A 25,624-nucleotide genomic window follows, 5' to 3' on the forward strand; every position below is an offset into this window, starting at 1 on the left:
AGATTTTAGCACTTCAAATCAGGTAATTTCTCACTAAACAGATCTAATTCTTGACCTGCATTTTTCCCTTTTTGATTTTCCTCTTTTACAATAGTTTGTTTTTCTTTTGAATATTCATATCCAAAATACTGAGCAATATATCGTTGAGTTTCTTTCGTTACTTTCATAGTTTTCAATATTTCACTAAATTTATCTTGTTCATTTTTATGCAACACTAATAAATAGGCATCTTCTGCCATATGCGATCGTTTGTGTGCTTTTCCAGATAAGCAAGGCAATGATTTTTTTATCCATTCTCCTATATTATTATCATCTAAGCCTTCTACCGATTTACGAATTTCATCAAACTTAATATTCTTACCATCCATCATTTTCAATACTTCTAAATAATCTGCAACAATCGCTCTGTCAACAGATACAGAATTCTCTAATTCTTTTGCTTTCACTGAAAAACAGGACAAATGCCGGTTTACCATTTCACAAATTTCCAATGTAAGAACATTTGCTGGAAATATATTTCTATCCATTTCCATATATCCACATAATGTACCCCAAAGGATAAGGATATTCTTATAGTCAGATAATTCTTTTAGTTTCATATAAGAAGTAATCCCTTTATAACTTTCTCCTCTTAACAAAAATACAGCAATTGCGATAAGTTCTTCATTATCGATTCCTTTTATATTGAATGCTCTACCTATATCTCTTATATGTAGGGACAAATTATCAAAATATTTTCTTTCAGAAGAATTCTCCCAATAATCTAAACCCCTTTCTTTGCCTATTTCTTCTTTTATCTCTTTCACCAATTCCTTACATAAGACAAGTCGGTTAGCAGAAATATAATTAACCGTAATTTCATTTTTGATAATAAAGTTAACAACTCTATTGATAAATGGTTTTTCTTTTAACAGCAAAGCACCATTTTCCAGACAACACCCTTCATCTGTTGGTTCAGCTTGTCCTTTTTTCCAATCTTCAATCGCATGGTTGGTATGCAACTCAATTATATATCTAAGTAAAGAATAATCATTTGGTGAGATACTTGGAAAAAATTCATATCCCCATTTCTTAGAAAAGAATTCTTTTACAGTAGTCCAATGTTCTCCAAACTGTTTCTTAAATCCTTCTATGCTATTTTTATATTTTTCATAAAGCTCTTCAGCACGCTTCAATAAAAGATCTGGGATTCGAGGTGCTGAAATTATACTCGTTAATACATCATACAAGTCCTGTGTCAATTTAACTAGGTGAGCTAATTCTGGTGTTAAAGAAAGCTCTTGACCAAGTAAATAAGCATAAAATGCACCTTTTACTTTATCCTTTACAGTCTCCTGACTTTTCTCGATAGCTATATCACTACAGTTTGGTATAATATTCAGATCTTTTAACTTCAAAGAGCTTACTGTTGGATATATACGATAATCTTTATAATATTTTATAGCTCTATTATCCTTAGTATTGATTATAGTCATCTTATATTCATTTTCCGAGAAGAAAAACAATCTGCTATTCATAGGTGTTAAATCAATAGTATGACTGCACAAATAAATTTCTTTTCCGTCTATTTTTTCAACATTGAATTGTTTGCAATCATCAACAGCAATTTCTATTAGCAGAGGGAAATTATCTCGCTCTGGATCATGTATCGTGAATGAAACTGGATAATCAAAAAGTATGATATGGTTTGGAAATCGCTTGACTTCATCAATCAACTCAATTGATTTGTAACCTGTTTTACGTTGTGCATAAAACGATAAAGGAGATATACTCTCTGCTTGTAAGATATTATCTAAATTTAAACTTGATGTAGGTATATAAAGTTTCATGTCATATTTATTAGAGTGGTAAAACATCATCTTCTCCCATATATACATCTGAATCCTCAGATGGTAATTTAGGAGAAAGATTATCTGTATATAATAAATAAAGGTTCTTAATAGGTCTGGTTGTTGCCACATAAATAGCCGACTCACGATCTAAGATAGGATCCACAGGGTGGGCATATTTACGGACTTCCCCATGTTCACCAATTCCACAAAAAGGTATAAAAACATGCTCAAATTCTAATCCTTTAGAACAATGCCAAGTGATAATTACCGGATTGGAAGACTTAAAGTCTATCTCCATATCATCCCTTGTTTTCCATTCAACAGGTATTCCTTTTGATAAAAAATAATCCCTTATAATTTCAACAGAATCATTATAGTAAACCAAAATTCCAATTTTAGTCAAACCACCACTATTTCTTATCTGTATAATTCTATCAAGTTGAGGAATAGCGTTAGCTGTCGCTACAACATAAATATTCTCCTCTACCTTCTCTAATCTGGGTTTGTCTCCATGATTGACACAAGCCAAAGAAAGCCTTATTGAAGATTTGATAAATTCCCCTACTTTCGCATTTTCAAAAGTCAATCGATGATTAAGAGCTAAATCTTTTGGATGTACACCCATTTGTTTGGCCGTAGATTCAACTGATTGCACATTGGAGTTGCGAAATCTCATTATTGATTGTTCCGAATCGCCAAAAAACCAACAATATGTTCCATGCGATTTGAAATCCTCTATTTCATCAGCACTAAAATCCTGACATTCATCAATGAACAGATAAGTGTAATTCGGTTTCGATGAACGTTGCCACTCTGCGTAATGATATACATGTTTACCCGAAGGATCTATCTCCTTTAATTCGTCAATGAAAAACTGTTTCAGTGATTTCGTATATACGATGATCGCATAAGAATTAGACTTCACCGATACTTTCTTCGCCTTTTTAAAAAGAAGAAAAGACTTGCCGGAACCTGCAACACCTCTCACGACAGCCGTTCGCTCTGCAGAAAGATCCAAAATACCTCTTTGGGACTCGTCTGGTGTTAATGTATCAAATGACATAATATTTCGATTTTTTTGTTTAACGATAGGGTTCAAATTTATCAGCCAATCGATTCACCGCTCTACAGTTATTCGATCTAATACCATCCATAATCGTATTCGCAAAATCCGCATGACAGATAATTCGATAAGCAACTTTAGTTCTATCCATTTGTTTTCGGCTATGTGTTACTGTAAAAATATCTTGCATATAGCATCCTTCACATTTATCTTCCATATAATAACATGAATGAGGAATAATACTTTTATATGACCTATTTCTACGAAGTGCTTCATTTATTCCTTTGTTCATTAGTTCTGGATAAAACAAATATACATCATCCAGTTTAGTTGTTACATCAGATAAGATCAAAGCACCGTCAGGCAAGAGCAAAGGCAACAAATAATCAACTACATCACTGTAAATATTTCCTACAGAAAAAGATCTATTTTGAACAAACTCATTAAGAGCTTTAAATGAGAGAATATAATGATATTCCCTATTAAGCATTTGTATAAAGTCCTCAAAATCCTGTCCTGTTTCAATAAATAAGCACATTGGATGAATATGAAACTCTATTTTTATATCATCAACTCCTTTTAAATCCTCCCCCAAGTGATAGAGAACACGGATAGCATCTGGATTGGCATCTACAGCATCGACATTAATACGTTTTAGGTTTGGAAGCAAAAACTGAAGACCGATTATCATTCCTACTATTTCCCCTCCTGTGCCACAACAAAAATCCAGAATATTGATCTCCTCAATCTGTTGCATAGCATCCTTGTACTTTATGTTTTGGAATAATTTTAACACAATAGAATTGGCTTCAGCAAAACTTCTTGGGAAATAAGTGCCCAAATACAGTTTTACAAAATCATAAGGTTGATCCGGATTATAAACAACATCCTGCGGACGAGGTTCATATACAGCCTCGTATTTACCATAAATAATGGAATCCAACCATTGGGGTAAATTGACATTTACAATCATAGCGATAAACTCTTCTCTGCTTGGCTACCTCAACAGAAGTTTATAATTACAGAGATCACACACAAAAAACGTGGAGCCAGTCCTGTCGCCCGTTCCACTGTTTGAAGGCCTTCGCATTGCCCGATTAGTCGAAACGAGCAACGTCGAAAGCCCCACGCCGATGTGAATATATAACCTACCCTTTATGTCTCAACGCCTTTCTTTGACATCGAATCAATCAGAATAGTATATAATACACCTAGGGGCATTCACCGTTGCTTTGTTTTTAACTAATCGTTTTTTGAAGTTGCGAAGTTCTCAAACAGTCAAAACCAAAGCGTTCAGTAAACGCCTTTATGTATATGCCCTCCCTCGCCCGCCGGCTTTAACGGCGTCAGCGTAAGGAGGTTTTGCAAATATAGTGAATTTCCATCATCTTCCCCATAAATAGCAGTAAATATAACAGCTCAAATGAAATAATCTAATACTTTTGCCCCAAACCTTAGCCTAGGTTTCATACTAGAACAAGCAGATGAACAGGATCAGACTTTAGTCATACGCTCTCGATCTACGAGACGGAGTGGCTGCGCAAGAGTTCCGCCTCTTCTTCCCCAATGAAAAGTATGACGATACCGTATGAATTCTTGCTCGATGCCGTATGAATTCTTGCTCGCATACTGTATAATTCTACAAACCACGACGTGGTCTGTATAGATCAAGACGTGGAATATGGGGTTGAGAGTAGGGATTCAAGACAAGCGCATCAAAATCGGACAAACACTTTTACTTTGACGCACGGTTCCCTTGAAAATGATTATCTTTGTCATGTTATCTTAAAAACATATTATTTATGAAAAAAATGAAGAATCTATTGTTGGCATTGTGTCTGTTAAGCCAAGTATCACCCCTATCCGCTCAGTGGAGGCGTACACCTACACCGAATGATACGTTACAGTCGGTACGTGTGTTGGACAAAGGTGATCTGTTAATGAGTATTTATGCTCCCGAGGCCAAGAAGGTGAGCGTGATGGGCGATATCGCCATGCACGAGGCTACCCGGGCGGAGAATGGTGTTTGGTTTGCCACGGTGCCGGGCGTGAAAGATGGCGTTTACCGTTATTGGTTCATGGTAGATGGCGTACGGGTGTACGACCCTAAGGGTGCCTTGGCTTCCGAGACTTCCGCTTTGCTGGAGGTAAGGAAGAGAGGGACGGATTTCTTCGCCATGAAGGATGTTCCGCATGGGGCCATGGCGGAACGTTATTACCAATCGAAGACGTTGAACACCACGCGCCGTTTGCATGTATGGACACCGGCCGGCTATGAGAAGATGTCCGCTAAATTGCCTGTATTGTATCTGATCCATGGCGGTGGCGATAACGACAACGCTTGGCCTACGGTAGGTGCCGCCGGCTTGATCCTTGATAACTTGATGGCCGAGGGGAAGATGCAGCCGATGGTGGTGGTCATGCCCAATGGTACGATTCATACCGAGAGCTTGGAAGGCGAGGTTCCTTTGTTCGCGAAAGATTTGATGAACGATATCATTCCTTTTATAGAGGCTAATTACCCGGTATTGACCGATAAGGATCATAGGGCATTGGCGGGTCTTTCCATGGGTGGTCTGGAGACACTGGAGGTAGGATTGGAACATTATCACCATTTCGGATACCTGTGGGTGCTTAGTTCCGGATGGTTCGCTACCGACACCGACAATTACGCCAAGAAAGCCGTTTACCTAAAGAAGATAGCCGCCGACTTCAATAAGACCGTGCGTCAGTTGTATTTCACGCAGGGAGGCCCGGAGGATATCGCCTACAAGAATTGCCAAGCGATGCTGAAACTGTTCGACGCGGCGGGCATCAAGTACGAGTATAGCGAGATGCCCGGCGGACATACCTGGTATGTATGGCGCCATGATTTATATAACATGGCACAACGGCTGTTTAAGTAATCTGCTGATGGGCATTGTAAGCAGCTCACGATGGGCATTATAAAGACCTTTGAATGGGCATTGTAAGCAGTTTACAATGCCCATCGTAAGCCCACGGCGATAAACAGCTGATTTATAAAATCATACAGGATACATAAATGGGACCGGACGGGCCTGCCGAAACAAACCCGCACGGAGATTTCTTTCGCGTACGCTAAAGACCAAAGGCAGGGACCAAGTCATCCAACTGCTGATCCGTCATGCCTTCCGGCTCGTAACCGGTCATGCGGGCACTGAGATAGATCCGGGCGGATTTACTCAACGTATCGATAGCATCGAAGCACTCGATCAAGTCCTCACCTACGGCAAGGATACCGTGCTTCTCCCAAAACACCACGTCATGCTCCTCCAACTGACGGATCGTAGCGTGCGCCAACGCCAAAGTGCCCGGTATCTCGTAAGGAACGATACCGACCCCTTTCGGCACGATGATCCGACATTCCGGGATCATGCTCCATAACGTGCGGGTAATCTTCTCCGAGTCCAAGAACGGCTTGCAATGCGTCATGCCGATAATATCCGTCGGATGCGTATGCAATACCACCCGGTTATCCCGTCCCTTCGCACGCAAGAAATTGTGCATCAATAAATGGGAAGGTAACTCGGAAGTCGGTTGGATCGGTTGCTCCGCTATGATATCATACGACTTTCCATCGGCGGCGATACGGATCAAGGAACCGTTGGCGAAAGGATCTTTCGCCACGTAACGCATCCGTTTTCCGGTACCCGTCACATAAAAGACGTGCCCGCGTAAGGCCGTCATCGCCTCTTGCAAGGGGATCGAGGCAACCAAAGCCGGCAAGGCCCTCTCCTCCTCGCTCAATAAAGCGGTCAGGTCCACCGATATATTCCCGCCGTTTCGCTCGGCCCAGCCTTTGGTCCACAAATAGCCGGCGACCTCGGCGATACGATCTATTTCCGCCATCAGGCGTCCATTGTTTCTTCGTGTTATCATGTCTCTATTTAATTAAACTATATTCGGATATAATAAGGAGAGGATCAGGCGACTCTGCCCGGGGATCACCGTCTTGAGGCAACGTCGGACTCATATTTCTCGATCTCCGCGATATAAGACGCTCCTACAGGAACCTCGTTTTGCAGGCAATACATATCCCAAACCGCGCCCCAAGGCAGATTCTTCGCTTCCTCCTGCAAGGCAAGGCGCTGAAAATACTTGCCCTCATCCTCATATCGGCGAAGCAAGGCGATCGGCTCCAGCAGAGCGAGCATAAAGGCCTTTTGCGTGGCACGGCTACCTATGACATAAGCACCGATACGATTGATGGTAGCGTCGAAATAATCCAAACCGATATGTACCCGGTCCAAGGCGTCGCAGCGCACGATCTCACGGGCTAAATCCCGCACATCGTCATTCAAGATCACGACATGATCGCTATCCCAACGGATCGGGCGGCTTACGTGCAACATGATCTCGGGCGTAAACAGCAATAACGAGGAAACCTTATCGGCGATACTTTCCGTCAAATGGAAATGGCCGGTGTCCAAGGTAACGATCTTGTTCTTCTTCACCCCATAACCCAGATAGAAATCATAGGAACCTACCGTATAACTCTCCAAGCCGATACCGAAGAGTTTCGCCTCGATACAATCTTTCATCCATGTATATTCGGTGGCGAATATCTCGTCCAGCGATTCCTCCAAGATACGACGGTAACGCAGGCGGCTAGCCGGTACTTCCTTGCTCCCGTCGTGTATCCAAAGGTTCATCATGCAAGGATCGTTCTGGGCTTTACCCATCTCATCGCTGATCCAGCGACAACGCTTCGTATGCTCGATCCAGAAGTTACGGATATCGTCGCTGGGGTTCGCCAAGGTCAAATCTCCGCTTTTAGGGTGCGAGAAAGAGGTGCTGTTGAAGTCTAGCTTGAGATCATTCTCTTTCGCCCATTGTATCCAGCTCTCGAAATGATGGGGTTCTACCTCGTCGCGGTCTACTTTCTCCCCTTGGAAATCCCCGTAGATCGCATGTAGGCTAAGCCGGTGATTACCGGGGATATAGGATTTCGCTTTCAACACATCCTGACGCAACTCGTCGATAGTACGGGCACGTCCCGGATAATTGCCGGTCACCTGTATCCCCCCGGTCAAGGAGCCGCCCCGGTTCTCGAAACCGCTTACGTCATCGGCCTGCCAGCAATGCAGGGATAGGGATATTTTCTTCATATCCTCCAACGCTTTACGAACGTCTACACCTACGGCCGCATAACGTTCTGCCGCTACTTCAAATGCCTGTTGAATGAAACTCTCTTTTGTCATGGTATGATGTTTTTAAATTTATAGGATCTGAGCGAGTGCCCGCTTTCCGGATAAAATTCCTTGGGAGGAAACGCGGTGGCTACCAGCCTTCGCATCTCCCAACAATCCGTCAGCAACCCTGCCGACTTAGCCTGTATCAAGCAATTTCCAATGGCTGTCGCCTCAGACGGGCCTGCCAATACGGGAATACCGATCGCGTTGGCTGTCAACTGATTCAGCAGATCGTTCCGAGAGCCACCACCTATCACATGCAATCGTTCGATGGGATGGGGCGACATCGATTTGAGTATTTCCAGCACCTCTTTATAACGATTCGCCAAGCTATAAAACATACAATGTACATAATCGGCGTCCGAAGCGGGAACCGCCTGCCCGGTTTCCTCACAATAGGCCGTAATCTCGCGTAGCATATCCTCAGGATGGGCGAAACGAGGATCATCCGGATTGATCAAAGATGTAAATTCGCTCAACTCCGCCATCCGAACCATATCATCGTACGAATAATCCAATCCGGACCGCCTCCATTGCTCCCGGCAACGTTCCAAGATCCACATACCTGTGATATTCTTCAAAAAGCGAGTCGTGCCCTCGATACCCCCCTCGTTCGTGAAGTTATTCTTGAAAGAAGCCTCGTTGATGATCGGCTTCTCCACCTCGATCCCCATCAAGCTCCAAGTACCGCTACTCAAGTAAGCGAAATTAGGAGAAGATGCAGGAACAGCGGCTACCGCCGATGCCGTATCGTGACCGGCCACGGCGATTACCGGGATTTCCCCGATTCCTGTTTTATAAGCGATCGACTCGCTCAACCGCCCGATCAACGTTCCCGGCATTACGACCGGACCCATCAAGGTAGGAGATACACCCACGGCCTCCAAGAGCTTATAATCAAATCTATGGGTTTCCGGGTTCAATAATTGAGACGTGGAGGCGATCGTATATTCACATACCATACGCTCCGTCAACATATAAGCCAAAAGATCCGGTATGAATAATATCTTTTCCGCCATTTCCCACGGGATAAACGAATCTTGCCCCGCCCTGAAAAGCTGGAACAGGCTATTAAACGGCATCACTTGAATGCCGGTCCGCTTATAGACCTCCTCCTTGGGAATCCGTTTGAAAAAGTCCTCGGGAGCGCCGTCCGTATAAGGATCTCGGTAAGCGCGGGGTAAGCCCAATAAAGAGCCATCCAAAGCCACGTAGCCAAAATCCACTCCCCAGGTATCTATTCCGATCGAGTATAGCCGGATTCTTTGCCGGGCGCAAATCGTCAAGCTTTCTATAAGAGAAGTATAGAGCTGGTAGATATCCCAATAAAACCGTCCGTGTAATTCCACCATCGGATTCGGGAACCGATGGATCTCTTTCATTTCCAATTTGGCATCCTCCAAGGTTCCGAGCACGGCCCGTCCACTGGTAGCCCCTATATCAAAGGCTAGAAAATTATATTCCTTCATAGCTTAGCAAAGTTATTCGTTTGACGAAAGCAAAAGTAGAAGCATTATCGCTATATTTGCTTACGAAAATGATTTTAAACCTTTCAAATCTGACATGAACGAACCGCGGAATGATTTACTGCGTTACTTGACTATCAGCGCTACGGATGAGGAATGGGGAATCATCGTTACGACGGTCGGATACCAATTCATCCCGCCGGGTTGTGCCTATCCGCTTTCCCGGCATCCGGAGAAGTATAATTTCAAGCCTCAGACCGGGCGCGTCCTAAATGAGTATCAATTGGTATATATAACGAAGGGTAGCGGTTACTTTTCCTCCCAGTCTTGTAAGTCGCAAAAGATAAACGCGGGGACGATGATCCTACTTTTCCCCGGGGAATGGCATAGTTATTATCCGGACCGAGAAACAGGATGGGATGAGTACTGGGTAGGTTTCCGGGGCATTCATATCGACAAACGTGTGGAGAAGAAATTCTTTACCAAAGAAGAGCCACTACACCGGATCGGGCTGAGCGCTACGATCGTCGGACTTTATGAGGACATACTGAAGTTCGCCTCCGAAGAGAAATCCGGTTACCAACAGATGATTTCCAGCATCGTGCTTCATATACTAGGCTCCGTATATTATAAGGAAAAGAACAACTCCTTCACGAACACATCGGTCGTGGATAAAATCGACGAGGCACGCATATTAATGAGAGAGAACATCGAGAATCCCTTAAGTCCGGAAGAGATCTCGGCTCGTCTGGGCTTGGGTTATTCATGGTTTCGCCGGATGTTCAAGGAATACACGGGCGTCTCTCCCGCCCAATATCAATTACAACAGAAGCTCCTTCGTGCGAAAGAGCTTCTGACCGGCACTCCTTTGACGATCTCAGAGATCGCCTATAGCCTGCATTTCGAGAATGCCGGCCAATTCTCCACATTTTTCAAGAAGAAAGAAGGAGTTACACCCTCGGAGTTCCGGGATCGGACGCATTGAGCCGGAGTGAACTTGTCAACGAGTCAACCAAAATCAGGAGTACACACATCGCTCCTTTTCCGAGGTCTGAAAGGAGGGAATGCCGGTGTACATTCATTTGTAAACACTTATATACCAGCGCTTTCAAGCATTCATGAAAGGATGAATGTAAAATCCGGCAAGCACATTCATAGCGTGATTTTTATATGACGGCATGAAAGATAAGGTATGAAAGGGCGGCAGTTCCGCCCCTGCAGTTTGGTCTCCGGGAATGCACACTTTATCGCTCCGGAAATACCACACCTCAACCTTCCCCAAGTGAGGCATTTTCCCCTGCGAAGTGTGGTATTTCCCCTTGCGAAGTGTGGTATTTCCCCTTGCGAAGTGTGGTATTTACTCAAGTTTCAGATTGGGTTGTCTTTTCTTGCAAAACTTACAGAAAGAGATTGTCCCGAATGGCTCAAGACAATCTCTTTTTCCGTATTCAAAGTCTGCTATAAATTATTTCAATTCCTTGATACGAATATTCCGGAATTTGACTGGGGAACCATGTCCTAAGAAACCGATATGACCTTTTTTGTTAAACAAGCCGGGATGTTCTTTTCCATCCGGCGTACCATTCTTCACGGCATCCCGAATATTTCCATCCAAGATTACGACTCCATTCACCGTCACGCGGATATGATCGCCATCCGCCAGGATCTCTTCCGTATTCCATTCTCCAGCCGGCTTGAACGCTTTCGGATGATCCTCACGAGCCGGAATGATACCGTATACGGAACCATGATGTTGTAAAGGAGTGATGTCGCTATAAATAGGATGCTCGCAATCCAAAACCTGAACTTCCATACCTACATAAGCGGCGTCTCCTTCCATTGGAGTACGGATACCGACACCATTATTAGCCCCTGGTGTTAACTGGAAGTCAAAACGATAGATAAAGTTTCCGTATTCCTTCTTGGTGTACAGATTACCTCCGAAGCTGCTGCTTGGAACCATCGAGATACAGCCATCTTCCAAGATATAATCAACCGTATTTCCAGTCCATTCATGCATATTCGTTCCGTCAAACAAAACCTTGAAACCCTCTTTTTCCTCTTCAGGAGACAATTGGAACGGTTCTTGTTTTTCTAACTCCTTCACGTAGATATTACGGTAATAAACCTTGCTGCCATGCGCCTGCATCTCGATTTGCTCTACCGGGAAAATCGGGAGCTTACGGTCCCAATAGTTTTCCAGAATCACGTTATCTACCACTTTTTCTCCGTTCAAGACAACTGTCACACGATCGCCAACCATCTTAATATAGAAGGTATTCCATTCACCTAGTTTATTATCGGCCACTTTTGAAGGCTTGCTCTCGTTTACCTGGTTGTTATACAAGCCTCCGGAACCTACTTGCGCACCGACATTTACCCGAGAAGTATCCCAGATCTGGACTTGAGGAGTACCGCGCAGATAAATACCGGCATCAGCCTCAGGGCCTTTCGGATCCAACATCCAATCCACGTACATCTCGAAATCACCATATTGCTTTTCCGTACAAAGATTATCGTACCCGGTACCGTCAAATATTAACAGGCCGTTCTCCACTTTCCAGTCACGACGCATATTCTCATCCGCCTTCTCCTGCGCTTTCGCCAATTGAGCCGGTTTCATTTTCGCACGTGCGATCGGATTCTCAACCAAACCCTTCCAACCCGTTAAATCCTTACCATTAAAGATAGGGACAAATCCGACCTCGTCCGGCATCGCATCTAAATGTTGCTTCAAGGCATCAATGTCATAACGAGCGTCTTCCCCGTCAAACAGGGTCAACACACGTTTCAAGATAGCCTTCACATTGTCACCCTTATATTCCGGATGGTTACGAGCGATATTCCAAACCGCGTAAACAGCCGCAGAACGAACAGCCGCATCGCTTGAATCCAAGAATTCCGACGCGTACATCAATGCCAAGAAGGTATCCGCCCGCTGGATCTGACGTAAAATAAGAGCCTTTTGCTCACTCGTCCGGGCGATCTCCATGACTTTCCGCAAGCTCAACAAACGATTCTCTCTCGTAAACGCCGGATTAGATACCAACTGCACATAACGCTTCAACGCCTTGTCGAATACTTGATCGGAAGCGGTTGATTGGCAAACCGTAAATAGTTCATCGGCAGCCTCAATACCCTTCCAGGCCAACAACGCGTCAAGAGCCGCATCCTTGGCTGCTCCATTCTCTTTATTCAACCCTTCCACGATCGTAGCCAAAGCCTCTTTCTCGCCAGTCGCTGATAAGACCTTATAATAAAGGTATCTCTTGCTGTCTCCCGCTTGTATCATACGACGATTCACATTAGATACCTGAGTTGCAGCCGGTTGTTTAGAGGTGGCGGCAATGATCGCATCTTGGAGAGGAGCGACTGCGGAAGCCTCCGCTGTCTCCAACATTCCGCACAATAAAGTGAAATCTTTCTCAGACACTACATCTTTCAATGCGGTATAAGCGGCTTTCTTCACCTCCGGAGAGCCGGACTTAATCTGATCCAGTACCGTATTTAGATTCGCATCGGCCATACGTATCGCCAACAGCTCCAAACCAGCGATTTTTCCGGCATCAGAAGCGGACGGGATCACTTTAGCGACTGCTTGATCAATATCGCCGTTAAATGCCATCAAAGCATCTTGACCCAATAAAATCACTTGCTTGTCATTGCTCTTCAACAAATCAGCCAACACAGGAATGACACTCTTATCACCGATTTTAACCAAAGCCCAAACAGCGGCCTGTTGTACATAGAAATCCTTATCTTTCAATTGATCCAACAGAACTTGTCTCGCCGGTAGATCAAAACGAAGTTCCAGATTCTTGATCACGTCATGTTTAGACGGGCATTTGCTTTCGCGGCCTATCCAGTTCATGATATCCACCTTGACTTCCGGCTTCGCCTTTAACAGGTGTTTCATGACCTCGATATAAACATTTTGATCGGCGAAATCCGAAGCGAAGTTCAAAGCCGCGTTACGGTATCCCTTATCTGTATCTTTCAAAGCCGATAATAAATTCTTCGTAGCAGCTTCCGGCTTAGCGACTAATAGAATCTGAAGAGCGGCCTCTCGGGTCTGTGTCATACCTGCTTTCGCAGACTTCTTCAATAAATCGTTCGCTGCTTTCTCTGCATCTTTGATATCGCCTTGCTCAAGGATGCGTTTTATCAAAGCGATATATGCCTCATTCGCCCCGGTCTTTTCCATTTTATAACCGACTTTTTCCGCGGCGGCGGCTAAATCACCCAAAGAGGCTTTGGAACCTACACGGCTCAACGCATAAAGAATCTCTTTCTGCATATCCTCATCGCCGGAACCAAGCATCGCCTTCAATACATTTTCCGCATCAGCGATTTGCACGTCAGCGATCGCACGGATAACATCCTTTTGCGTCTTCGGAGTACCGGAGCGGCGCATCAAGGAAACCACCAAAACCTTCTTGGCGTTATCGGTATTGATCGCGGATAACGCACGAGCGGCGGGGCCACTCAGGCTCTCATCGTTCAAATAGCCAGCCAGCGTATCCACACACTCATCTTTTCCCAGTAATTGAAGTTGTCGGATAATAAAAGCCTTTGCCTCCCGGTCGCTCACCTTATCCAAGGCTTTCAAATAGGCGTTGGCTGTCGCTAAACGGGCGTTCTCCTCATCTTTCGCCATCACGTAGTGAGTCAATCCGCTCAATGCGTAATCCACGTTCGAGTTACTGCCTTTTCCCGGAGCGTTAATCTTGTTAATCAACATCAAGACCCCTTCCTCACCGGTGGAGCTTAGTTCACTAATTAACTTGTTATATTCAGCTTGTTGCTCCGCCGGCATCTGTGCCAATACATCAGCAACGATCGTCTTCGATGTACGGTTAGCCGGGCTTTGAGCCATTAACAGGGTACCGCACAACAATAAGCTGGCAATTGATATATATACTTTTTTCATGGGTGTATGTGTTTAAATGTTCCAAGGCGCTCTCATCGGCTGATCCAACAAACGATTAGCGGCCTCATCATTAATAAATTCCAGTTTTACGGGATCAAAGTGGAGCGTACGATTCAAACGAAGGGCTACGGCACCCATATTCACGATCGTAGCGGAACGGAAGCCATTACGCTCGTTCAAGGCAAAAGGCTGACGAGTTTTTACACACTCAATAAAGTCGATAACCTGTGGCTCGGGTTCGGGATAATCGGACAACTTTTTCTCCCAATCCGGAATATCACATACGAAATTCTTATAGACATTCCCATTCGGTCCGGAAATATAAGGTGTGTTCGGATCCCCGTAATCACCACCCCAAAGTACGATTTGGCAACCATCCTCATAGGTATACGTAATCGAGCGCCAAGTACCCACGGCATCTGGATGTTGTTGCGGAGCCTCTACCTCCACCTTAATCGGGCTGGTATTATCTTTTCCCAGGAAATATTGTACCGGGTCAATATAATGTTGTCCCATATCCCCTAAACCACCCCCGTCATAATCCCAGTATCCGCGGAATGTCTGATGTACGCGATGCGGGTTATAGGGTTTGTAAGGAGCCGGACCTAACCAGAAATCATAATCCAGCTCACTAGGCACCGATTGGGGTTCCAGATATTCTTTACCAACCCAATAGAACTTCCAGTCGAAACCGGTATGCTTGCTGATCGTTACCTTCAAAGGCCAGCCCAACATACCACTTTGAACCAGTTTCTTCAAAGGTTTCACGGGAGTGCCCAATCCATAGAACGGGTCAGCAAAACGGAACCAAGTATTCAAGCGAAACATACGCCCGTATTGCTTCACGGCTTCCATTACCCGTTTACCCTCTCCGATCGTACGGGTCATGGGCTTCTCGCACCAAATATCTTTCCCGGCTTTAGCAGCCTCGACAGACATGATGCCATGCCAGTGAGGAGGAGTAGCTATATGAACGATATCTACGTTAGGATCCAGAATCAAATCGCGGAAATCATGGTATGCGGCAATCTTATCCTTTACCAACTGTTTCCCTAACTCCAGATGGTTCTTATCGACGTCACACACGGCTACAAGACGAGTCCCGGCATAGTCCACATGCCCACGACCCATACCTCCTGTGCCGATAATTCCTTTCGTCAGTTGATCACTTGGAGCGATGAACCCATTACCCAACACATGGCGCGGTACAATCGTAAATACCGCGATTCCTCCAAGAGTCTTTAGGAAGTCTCTTCTGTTTGTCTTCATAGTACGAATTTAAAATTTAGATAGAATAGATTAACTTGAGTGACAAAAATAATCATAATACTCGAAGGGGCAAGAAGAATGTATATAAAAAAGAAAAGGATGACTTTAATAAAGACATCCTTCCCTAGTATTTTATGAGAATCTATTACAAAGCGAATCGCGGCTTACGGTGAATCCATTGTCCGCGGGTGAAATCCGGGAAGTCCACCAAAGCACCGCCGCGTGCGATTGACATCTCTGACAAGCCAGAGATGGCGCTCCAAGCGGCAGCGTCATAGCAGTCCATTGGAGCCGGTTTCTTATTGCGGATAGCGTCGATCAAGTCGTACATCATGATATAGTCCATACCACCGTGTCCGGCCTCAGCAGCTTGAGACTCTAAGGAGGCCCACAATTTATGATCATATTTCTTGAACCATTCGTCGGAATCATCCCAGCGATGAGGCTTAGACTTTCCTTGTACATATACATGATCGCCATCGTTCATCCATAAACCTTCAGTTCCCTGAACACGGAAACCCAATGAATAAGGGCGGGGAGAATTGGTATCATGGGTTACAATAATCGTTTGTCCATTGGAACACTTAATCATAGAAGTCACGATATCTCCCAGATTGAAGTTAACCTTCGCCAACGGATGATTCTCACCTCCATTATCCACGATAAACTTATGCAATCCGCGAGATTGAGTAGCCATGGCGGATAAAGAAATGAAGCGGTTACCGCGGTTGATATCCATGCAATTTGCTATCGGTCCGATACCGTGAGTCGGATAGATATCGCCATTCCGATGTACGGAATGGTTCGTACGCCATTGAGCCTCGGCGAAAGCCGTCGGACCCATACGAAGATCACCACTGCCCGGTACATAGTTGTAATGCGTTCCATCGTTGAATTTCACCTCGCGCAAGTCATGCTCATAACCACAAGTACCATGCAATATCTCGCCGAACAAACCTTGGCGAACCATGTTCAACGCAGCCATACAGTCACGCCGATAACATACATTCTCCATGATATTCAAATGGCTACCGGTAGCCTCCGATACGTTTACCAAGTCCCAGCATTCCTCGATCGTATTAGCGGCGGAAACCTCCACGCCAACATAAGGGACACCAGCTTTCATAGCGGCAACAGACATCGGAACATGCCATTCCCAAGGGCTCGCGATGATCACGCAATCAAACTCCTCGTTGTTCAGCATATTCTCGAATTCACGTTCACCTCCCTTGTAAACTTTTGGAGCAGGGACATTAAATTTAGCGATATGTTTCAGGGTACTATCGATCGGGCCCTGTTGAATATCGCAAATCGCTACGATCTTATTGCCGGGAATCGCCAGCACATTATTAATATGCTCATGGCATCTAGAACCCGTTCCGATGAAACCGAAACGTAATTTACCATCATCTTTACCGGCTGTTTTCTTCTTTTGGGGTTCAGCAGCGGTTGTTGCAGCTCCGGCGTTTCCGGCCATTGCCAAGCCTGCGGCGCCAATACCGGCGGCAGATACTTTCTTGAGGAAAGAACGACGAGTGTTTTCCATATATCATATAATTAACTTGTGTTTTTAAGGATACAAAAATAAAAAAATAATCGAGAATGTATCGTATACCCATGAAGAAAGTTTGGATATACGATACTATTTTCACCACTTATTACGGATTCCGGGGTTATTCTTGACAGAACCTACAGAAGAACCGGCGGCACGCTTCTTGTTACGCCAGTAACTGCCGTCACGTTTGCTTCCGAACATATTACGGCGTTTCGATTCTTGCTTGATCACCTCTTTCTTCTCGGCGACAGCGGCTTTCACTTCCTTGGTCTCATACCTATGACCACCTACTACAGGGACTTCCTTGCCAATCAATTTCTGGATATCCTTCAATAAAGGCACCTCCTCGGCATCACAGAAAGAGAAAGCCACACCTTCACGGCCCGCACGGCCCGTACGCCCAATCCGGTGCACATAGGTCTCGGGTACGTTGGGAAGCTCATAATTAATGACGTGCGTCAGATGATCCACGTCGATTCCACGGGCGGCGATATCCGTAGCGATCAGCACGCGAGTCGTATGATCCTTGAAATTCGTCAAGGCTCGTTGACGGGCGGTCTGGCTCTTGTTGCCGTGGATCGCCTCCGCTCCTATCTCCGCTTTCGACAAGACACGAGCCACCTTGTCCGCCCCATGTTTCGTACGGGTAAAGATCAATACGGATTCCAGTTTCGGGTTCTCCAACAGGCTTTTCAGCAAGTTGATCTTCTCGGCTTTCTCAACGAAATAAACAGACTGGTCAATTGCGTCTACGGTCGATGAGGCCGGGGTTACTTCCACCTTTCGAGGCTCGCTTAAGATCGTACCGGCCAGACGTTCGATCTCGGGAGGCATAGTAGCGGAGAAGAACAAGGACTGGCGTTTCTTGGGCAATAGTGGTAAAATACGTTTGATGTCATGAATAAAGCCCATGTCCAACATACGGTCCGCCTCGTCTAAAACGAAATACTCCAAGGTATCCAAGTGGATGAATCCTTGTCCGATCAAGTCCAGCAGACGTCCCGGCGTAGCGATTAATATATCGATGCCTCTCTCCAAGGCTTCCGTCTGGGGCTTCTGTCCCACTCCCCCGAATATCACCGTATGGCGTAATCCGACGAAACGGCCGTAAGCGGCAAAGCTCTCTCCAATCTGTATGGCAAGCTCGCGGGTAGGTGTAAGGATTAATGCCTTGATACCCCGTCTGTAGCCTTTCTTCTTCTGGAGATATAAGCGCTGGATAATCGGGATGGAGAACGCCGCCGTCTTACCGGTTCCTGTCTGGGCGCAACCCAATAAATCATAACCTTGTAAAACGATGGGAATCGCTTCTGACTGTATAGGTGTTGGAGTCGTATAACCTTCTTGCACGAGAGCCTTACGTATCGGCTCTATCAAATCTAAATCTTCAAATGTCATTCTAAATTAGGATGAGCCATCACGGCTCGTTATGTAAATAATGCGGGCAAAGGTAGTAAAACTTTACGATATAAACTATCTTTGCGCGCTTTATGAAGGTGCAACGGTATCAAAAGTGAATTTTGACACGGAATTGCTCCATACTTTGATGCATCAAATGAAAGAATTAACATTATTACTGAAAAAGTTCTTCGGATATACCACCTTCCGTCCCTTGCAGGCGGACATCATACAGCGTATCCTACAGAAAGAGGATTCGTTGGTATTGATGCCTACGGGTGGAGGCAAATCGATCTGTTTCCAGCTACCGGCAATCTATCTGCCGGGTACGGCCTTGGTAGTATCTCCCTTGATCGCCTTGATGAAGGATCAAGTAGAGGGGTTGATCGCCAACGGCATCCCGGCGGCGGCGTTGAACAGCATGATGCCGGAAGAGGAGCAACAACAGGTGAAGCAACTTTGCGTGCAGGGCAAGATCAAATTATTGTATATTTCCCCGGAACGGATCAAGGTGGAAGCGGATTGGTTCCTGCCCCGGCTAGACATCTCGCTCATCGCTATCGACGAGGCTCATTGCGTATCGCATTGGGGACATGATTTCCGTCCGGAATACACGCAACTGGCGATCTTGAAGGAGCGTTTCCCGAAAGTCCCGGTCGTGGCCTTGACCGCTACCGCCGATAAAATCACCCGGAAGGATATCATAGAGCAATTACAGCTTCGCACGCCCCAAACGTTCATATCGTCATTCGACCGTCCGAACATCTCCCTCACGGTCCGCCGGGGGCTTAACAAGAAAGAAAAAATCGCCGCCATCGTCCATTTCATCCGCAAGCACCGGGAGCAGAGCGGTATTATCTATTGCATGCGCCGCAATGATACGACCGAGCTGGCCGATGAGTTGTCGATGTATAATATCAAGGCGATCGCCTACCACGCCGGCCTCCTGCCCGCCCAACGGGAACAAGCCCAGGACGACTTCATCAACGACCGGGTGGACGTGGTGTGCGCCACGGTAGCTTTCGGAATGGGTATCGACAAGAGCAATGTCCGTTGGGTCGTGCATTACAGCATGCCGGGAAGTATCGAAAATTACTACCAAGAGATCGGCCGTGCCGGAAGGGACGGGATGAAAAGCGATACCCTCCTGTTCTATTCCTTGAGCGACTTGATCGTACTTCGTCGTTTTGCCGAGGAGAGTGGGCAAAGCGAGGTGAATTTGGAGAAGTTAAACCGGATGAGACGATACTGCGAGTCCGATATGTGCCGCCGCCGTGTCCTGCTCAGTTACTTCGGCGAAGAGGCGGACCATGATTGCGGCAACTGCGACGTGTGCAAGAACCCTCCGCAACGTTTCGATGGCAGTGTCTTGATACAAAAAGCGCTGAGCGCCGTTATCCGGACCGGCGAGCATGTAGGCATGCAAATGCTGATCGACATATTGCGTGCCTCCGGTCGGGCGGAACTCCTAGAGAGAGGATACGATAAGCTAAAGACATACGGCGCCGGACGAGACCTCTCTTATAAAGAATGGAAGGAGTACATTTACCAGATGATCCAACTCGGATACATGGAGATCGACTACGCCGCCGAGCGTGTCTTGAAAATGACACCGCTAGGCAGGCGTGTCCTGTACGGGGAGCAAAAGGCTCAGCTCGTCGTCTATCGGGAACCGGATGAGTTGACCCACCCCGTTCGGAGGAACGAGCGGAAATCCTCCTTCAAGGCCCAGCCGATCCGACCGATCCGGTCCGCCTCCATAGATGAGACCTTGCTGGACTCCCTCCGCCAACTTCGCAAGCAAATCGCCGAGCGAGAGCATACGCCGGCTTATATCATCTTCTCCGACAATTCCTTGGAAGACATGGTGGAGAAGAAACCAGTCACCTTGGATCAGTTTAGCGACATCCGGGGCGTGGGGCAAATCAAGCTGGACCGGTACGGGAAAGTGTTCGTGGCCTTGATCCGGTTCGTACTGAAGCTACCGAAATAAGAGTGTGATCTCATCGATTTCGCCGAACCCGATCAAGGCGTTAAACAGACGGATCCGGGTATACTTAGGCAGATCCTCTACCGGGATATCACCGGCCTGTATCAAGCCTTTATCCAATAAGTAAGCACGCATCGTACCGCATAACAAAGGGCGTGCGGGAGTGATCCAAGAGTTGCCATTCCAAAGGGCGACATTGCAAATAGAAGTATCGGTCAGCAAACCGTCACGGATGATCAGGATATCGTCATGTCCCGCTCGTTGGGCGAATAAATCATTCAGGCATTGACGATCCGTACTCTTATAGGAATAATCGATCTCATCGCATGTAACCAATCGCAAGGAATGAACCGGACGCATACGGTAAGGGACGTATTCTACCTTTAAGACCTCGCGGGCATATTCCACCCGGCATTTGGTACGTTCTTGGTAAGGCTCCGGATGAATATAACCCGCAAGATCAATTTCTTCTCTCGCTCCGAATAGCTCCCTACGGGTACGATTCATCCGGGCATTATGGTACGGAAGGTTATGTATCCACCCCTTCTCGATACGGATCGTCTCCACAAACAGACTTTCCGATAAGGTCTCAATAGATAGGCACATATACTTTTTGTTTCATCTCGTTATACTCCGATCTCATATCACTTTTAGAGGTGATCCCGCCACCGCTCTTGAAAATAAATGAACGGAGAGAGACTTGTTCCATAAAACGGATCATCACGGCGCTATCTAAATTTTGGCCGTCAAAATACCCCATCACCCCTGTATAGAAGCCTCGCTCATAAGTTTCCGTCTCGGCGATGATCTCCAAGGTCTTTTTCTTGGGAGCACCCGTGATGGAGCCGGCTGGCAATAGGCGCAACAAGATATCCCCGACATGCCCCTTCCATTCCTCCGGCAACCGGCCTCTTATCTCAGAGCTAACCTGTAACAAACTTCCGTTATGCGTACGCAACTCATCGATATAACGATACCGGAGAACACAAACCTCGGAGGCTACGATACTCAAGTCATTCCGGATCAAGTCTACGATCGTGGCATGCTCCGCCGCTTCCTTGGGATCATCGAGGATACGTCTCCGAGCATCGGGCAGCGCAGCGTCGATCGTACCTTTCATAGGATACGAATAAATGAATCCATCCCACATCCGCACGAATATCTCCGGCGAGAATACCACGAAACAATCTCGCATCCAAAGTTTATACATCGCCTTGGAATGGTAAAAAATATCTTTTAAGGAGAGGTTCGTGTGTACCGGGGTGGCACATGTCAAGTTTACCAAATAAGAATTACCCGCACAGATATGCCGGGCAACGGTCTCGAAGGAACAGGCATACTTCTCGAAAGGAACATACGAGGGTTGCCATTCAACAGGTTCTTTGGATATAAGATGAGAGGAATCCCGCGAGTTACATTCGTGATTTGTATTCGTAAAGCCGTTCAAGTCGTACAACAACTCGGAGGGATCAATCTTTTCCGGACTCTCCACGTAGATCCGCTCTCGTTTATAATCCATGATAAAAAGGAATGGCCGTCCCGCTTTCCCCATTTCGTTCATGCGGGAGAGGGCCTCTTCTTGCGTGTATTCGGTCATTATACTAAAAATCGTTCCGTCAAACCACCAAACGCATCGATACGGCGATCCCGGAAGAAGGGCCACCAACGACGTACGTTCTCACCGCGAGTCTTGTCGACCGTTATCACACGTACCTCCTCCTCGTCATTCGGGAATACGGTTAACAGCTCACCTTGGGGACCAGCCACAAAACTGTTTCCCCAAAACCGGATACCGCCCGTTTGTCCCGAAGGATCCGGCTCATGCCCGGTACGGTTTACGGAAATGACCGGGAGTCCGTTCGCCACGGCATGTCCCCGCTGTATGGTCACCCACGCACCCAGCTGACGATCCTTCTCTTCCTGCGTATCGCTACTTTCCCAGCCAATGGCGGTCGGATAGATCAACATCTCGGCACCACGCATAGCCATCAAACGGGCTGCTTCCGGATACCATTGATCCCAGCAAACCAACACACCAAGACACCCCACAGAGGTGTTGATAGGCTCAAAGCCTAAATCACCGGGGGTAAAATAGAACTTCTCGTAATAAGCAGGATCATCCGGGATATGCATCTTGCGGTATTTTCCGGCGATCGTACCGTCTTTCTCCAAGACGACAGCCGTATTGTGGTACAGGCCCGGGGCGCGCTTCTCGAAAAGGGAAAGCACCAAGACGACACCCAATTCTTTCGCCAAGGCACCGAAGGTTTCCGTCGACGGGCCGGGGATCGTCTCTGCCCAGTCAAACATACTCGTATCTTCCGTCTGACAAAAATACAGGCCGTTATGCAATTCTTGCAAAACGATCAATTCCGCTCCCTCTCCGGCAGCCCTACGGATATTGGTCTTCAGCTTCTCTATATTCGCCGCTCTATCAGCGGTATTCTTTTGTTGTATTAATCCTACTTTCATGTTTAATATTTGCGACTGGATATTATCATAGACTGTGTTGTTTATTTGATAAAAAGTTCCGGATATTGCATCGTCACGCAATGCAAGGAGCCGTGTTGCTTGATAAGCGGAAGGCAGTTGACGCCCACGATCTCACGGTCCGGGAACGCCTCTCGCAAAGCCGCTTTGGCGATCTCATCCTTCGGTGAGTCATAGAATGGGACCAATACGGCTCCATTCATGATCAGGAAATTAGCGTAAGTAGCGGGCAAGCGCTCCCCTTCCCATTCCACCTTATCGGCCATCGGAAGTGGAATCAGACGATAAGGTTCCCCATTCGCCCTCGTAAATTCCTTGATCTCCTCCTCCATCGCCTTCAATTCCTCATAATGCTCATCTCCCTCATCCTCGCAGCAGACATAAGCGATCGTGTCCTCGCCACAGAAACGGGCGAGAGTATCCACATGGCTATCCGTATCATCCCCGGCTAAATAACCGCTGGTAATCCAAAGGATACGATCCAAGCCAAATACGTCTTTCAAATAACGTTCCAATTCCTCTTGTCGCAAATACTCATTACGATTCACGGATGCCATACACTCAACGGTAGTCATCAACGTACCCTTCCCATCCGATTCGATACTACCGCCTTCCAGCACGAAAGGCTGCATATTAACGGGCACTACCTCATCGGAGAAGGTCTTCATTTGACAAAGATTACGGGTAATCAAATTATCATGATTGGCGGCGAACTTCATTCCCCAGCCATTGAACACGAAATCATAAAGCATAGGCGTTCCCTCATCGAAGACGGAGATTCCCCCGTGATCCCGTGCCCACGTATCGTTCGTATCCATCTCACGGAAAATGACACGTTCATAATCAACCTCACCCAATTGTTCACGTACGGCGGCCTCGTCCGGACAGACAATCAATAACTTCTCTCGCTTGATCACCTCCTTGGCGATAGCCACGAAACAAGGAATCACCTCGTCCAATATCGGAGCCCAATCCGTATTCTCATGCGGCCACGTAAGCTGCACGGCGCTTTGCGGATACCATTCCGCGGGCAATATCACGTTATGTTCCATATTTGAATTGTTTAAATTGTTTTACAAGCACGATCGCTGTCACGATCGCCGCCACTGTATCGGCGATAGGCATACTGATCCAGACACCGAGAGTACCCAATAACGGGGGGAGGAAGATTAAACAGGGTATCAAGAAAAGCATCTGCCGGGTCAAGGAGAGAAAGATCGCTTTCTTAGACATGCCGATGGAAAGGAAGAAGTTAGTCGCCACCATCTGGAAGCCCACGATCGGGAATACGGCGAAGACGACATGCAGGCCATAAGAGGCGGCACTGATCAACTCCCCGTCACTCGTAAACATACGGACGATCCACGATGGCACCAACTGACAAAGCAAGAACCCCGTCGCAGCCACTCCTACCGCCCAGCGCATCGTCAGCCGGGTCACGTCCGTCACCCGGGAATAGAGCCGGGCACCATAATTATAACCGGCTATCGGTTGCATACCCTGATTAAATCCCATGATAATCATCACGAAAAGAAAAGCGATACGGTTCACGATTCCATAAGCGCCAATCGCCATATCGCCCCCATGCTCTTTCAATCCCCGGTTAATAAGGATCACGATCAAGCAGGAACAAAGGTTCATCAAGAACGGAGATAAACCGATCGACAAGATACCTTTTACGATCTCCAAACGCAGCCTATAAATACCTTTCTTGAAATGAAGGAGTTGCTTCGGTCTCGAGAAATGGATCAACTGTCCGGTAAGCGAGATCGCCTGCGAGATCACCGTTGCCCAAGCCGACCCTTTTATGCCCCATCCAAACCCAAAGATAAACAACGGATTCAAGGCGCAATTGATAACGACCGACGCCAACGTAGCATACATCGCCATCCTCGGGAAACCCGATGAGCGCAAGACCGCATTTAATCCCAGATACATATGCGTAACCACATTACCATACAGAATAATCCGCATATAATCACGGGCATATGAGATCGTGTTCTCACTAGCTCCGAAAAAATACAGCACGGGATCAAGCAAGAACAAGAAAGCGATCGTGAAAGCAGCACCCAGAACCACATTCAAGATCAACACATTCCCCAACACCTTATTCGCCCCCTCATAATTTCTCTGCCCCAGCTTCACGGCAACCAACGTAGAAGCGCCGACTCCCACCAGCGAACCGAAGGCGGCCGCCAAGTTCATCAACGGGAAGGTCAAAGCTAGGCCGGAAATCGCTAACGCCCCCACTCCATGGCCAATAAAAATACTATCGGCCATATTATATAAAGAAGAAGCTGTCATAGCGATAATCGCAGGGATCGCATATTGCGTAAGTAATTTACCGATAGGATCAGTCCCTAATACCAATGGAGAATTTTGTCTTGTCATGCCGCGAAGGTACGGATATTTCGATTT

General features: G+C 46.4%; 18 protein-coding genes. 3 read left to right on the forward strand and 15 right to left on the reverse strand.

Going from position 1 to position 25,624, the window contains the following annotated elements:
- Positions 1-5: 5 nt before the first annotated feature.
- The 3 genes from G7Y39_RS03100 to G7Y39_RS03110 are packed head-to-tail and all read right to left on the reverse strand — an operon-like array spanning position 6 to position 3,868.
- Positions 6-1,829 (reverse strand): hypothetical protein, encoded by a 1,824-nt coding sequence (locus G7Y39_RS03100; RefSeq protein WP_165154964.1) that lies wholly within the window; start codon positions 1,827-1,829, stop codon positions 6-8.
- A 10-nt stretch (positions 1,830-1,839) separates the two neighbouring features.
- On the reverse strand, positions 1,840-2,895 hold the full coding sequence (locus G7Y39_RS03105) for a UvrD-helicase domain-containing protein (RefSeq protein ID WP_165154966.1): 1,056 nt from the start codon (positions 2,893-2,895) through the stop codon (positions 1,840-1,842).
- A 19-nt stretch (positions 2,896-2,914) separates the two neighbouring features.
- Positions 2,915-3,868: a class I SAM-dependent methyltransferase gene (locus G7Y39_RS03110; RefSeq protein WP_165154968.1), complete on the reverse strand. Its 954-nt coding sequence runs from the start codon at positions 3,866-3,868 to the stop codon at positions 2,915-2,917.
- An 829-nt stretch (positions 3,869-4,697) separates the two neighbouring features.
- On the opposite strand from G7Y39_RS03110, the gene G7Y39_RS03115 reads away from it, so the two are divergent.
- Entirely contained in the window at positions 4,698-5,801 is a 1,104-nt protein-coding gene (locus tag G7Y39_RS03115) for an esterase family protein (RefSeq protein WP_165154970.1), read from the forward strand.
- Between the two features lie 193 nt (positions 5,802-5,994).
- On the opposite strand, the gene rhaD is transcribed toward G7Y39_RS03115, so the two are convergent.
- The 3 genes from rhaD to G7Y39_RS03130 form a co-directional block, all read right to left on the reverse strand.
- Positions 5,995-6,795, reverse strand: coding sequence for a rhamnulose-1-phosphate aldolase (gene rhaD / locus G7Y39_RS03120; protein ID WP_165154972.1), 801 nt, complete (start codon positions 6,793-6,795; stop codon positions 5,995-5,997).
- Positions 6,796-6,860: 65 nt separating this feature from the next.
- Positions 6,861-8,117, reverse strand: a complete 1,257-nt coding sequence (locus G7Y39_RS03125) for an L-rhamnose isomerase (protein WP_165154974.1) — start codon at positions 8,115-8,117, stop codon at positions 6,861-6,863.
- Positions 8,114-9,577, reverse strand: a complete 1,464-nt coding sequence (locus G7Y39_RS03130) for a rhamnulokinase family protein (RefSeq protein ID WP_165154976.1) — start codon at positions 9,575-9,577, stop codon at positions 8,114-8,116. Before G7Y39_RS03130 ends, G7Y39_RS03125 begins: the two co-directional genes overlap by 4 nt.
- 94 nt (positions 9,578-9,671) lie before the next feature.
- On the opposite strand from G7Y39_RS03130, the gene G7Y39_RS03135 reads away from it, so the two are divergent.
- A complete protein-coding gene (locus tag G7Y39_RS03135) occupies positions 9,672-10,559 on the forward strand; it encodes an AraC family transcriptional regulator (RefSeq protein ID WP_165154978.1) in 888 nt (295 codons plus the stop codon).
- Positions 10,560-11,039: 480 nt separating this feature from the next.
- On the opposite strand, the gene G7Y39_RS03140 is transcribed toward G7Y39_RS03135, so the two are convergent.
- From G7Y39_RS03140 to G7Y39_RS03155, 4 genes are all read right to left on the reverse strand, one after another.
- Entirely contained in the window at positions 11,040-14,504 is a 3,465-nt protein-coding gene (locus tag G7Y39_RS03140) for a DUF1080 domain-containing protein (protein WP_165154980.1), read from the reverse strand.
- A gap of 12 nt (positions 14,505-14,516) precedes the next feature.
- A complete protein-coding gene (locus G7Y39_RS03145) occupies positions 14,517-15,773 on the reverse strand; it encodes a Gfo/Idh/MocA family oxidoreductase (protein ID WP_165154982.1) in 1,257 nt (418 codons plus the stop codon).
- Positions 15,774-15,918: 145 nt separating this feature from the next.
- Complete coding sequence (locus G7Y39_RS03150) at positions 15,919-17,319, reverse strand: Gfo/Idh/MocA family protein (RefSeq protein WP_165154984.1); 1,401 nt, start codon at positions 17,317-17,319, stop codon at positions 15,919-15,921.
- Between the two features lie 102 nt (positions 17,320-17,421).
- Positions 17,422-18,726, reverse strand: coding sequence for a DEAD/DEAH box helicase (locus G7Y39_RS03155; protein ID WP_165154986.1), 1,305 nt, complete (start codon positions 18,724-18,726; stop codon positions 17,422-17,424).
- Positions 18,727-18,883: 157 nt separating this feature from the next.
- Here G7Y39_RS03155 and recQ point away from each other — a divergent pair, with 157 nt between their 5' ends.
- On the forward strand, positions 18,884-20,719 hold the full coding sequence (recQ, locus tag G7Y39_RS03160; RefSeq protein ID WP_165154988.1) for a DNA helicase RecQ: 1,836 nt from the start codon (positions 18,884-18,886) through the stop codon (positions 20,717-20,719).
- Here the strand turns inward: recQ and G7Y39_RS03165 are convergent.
- From G7Y39_RS03165 to G7Y39_RS03185, 5 genes are read right to left on the reverse strand one after another with little or no spacing between them, the layout of a single operon-like run.
- Complete coding sequence (locus G7Y39_RS03165; protein ID WP_165154990.1) at positions 20,708-21,322, reverse strand: aminotransferase class IV family protein; 615 nt, start codon at positions 21,320-21,322, stop codon at positions 20,708-20,710. The two genes, recQ and G7Y39_RS03165, sit on opposite strands and share 12 nt — an antisense overlap.
- Positions 21,306-22,313 carry an aminodeoxychorismate synthase component I gene (locus G7Y39_RS03170; protein ID WP_165154992.1) on the reverse strand — a complete coding sequence of 336 codons (1,008 nt, stop codon included), beginning with the start codon at positions 22,311-22,313 and terminating at the stop codon, positions 21,306-21,308. The genes G7Y39_RS03165 and G7Y39_RS03170 overlap by 17 nt, the downstream gene beginning before the upstream one ends.
- A complete protein-coding gene (locus G7Y39_RS03175; RefSeq protein WP_165154994.1) occupies positions 22,313-23,188 on the reverse strand; it encodes a carbon-nitrogen hydrolase in 876 nt (291 codons plus the stop codon). The genes G7Y39_RS03170 and G7Y39_RS03175 overlap by 1 nt, the downstream gene beginning before the upstream one ends.
- 41 nt (positions 23,189-23,229) lie before the next feature.
- Entirely contained in the window at positions 23,230-24,258 is a 1,029-nt protein-coding gene (locus G7Y39_RS03180) for an agmatine deiminase family protein (RefSeq protein WP_165154996.1), read from the reverse strand.
- Positions 24,248-25,597, reverse strand: a complete 1,350-nt coding sequence (locus G7Y39_RS03185) for an MATE family efflux transporter (protein ID WP_165154998.1) — start codon at positions 25,595-25,597, stop codon at positions 24,248-24,250. Before G7Y39_RS03185 ends, G7Y39_RS03180 begins: the two co-directional genes overlap by 11 nt.
- Positions 25,598-25,624: the final 27 nt, after the last annotated feature.

Source organism: Parabacteroides sp. ZJ-118, from assembly GCF_011038785.1.
Taxonomy (GTDB): Bacteria; Bacteroidota; Bacteroidia; order Bacteroidales; family Tannerellaceae; genus Parabacteroides.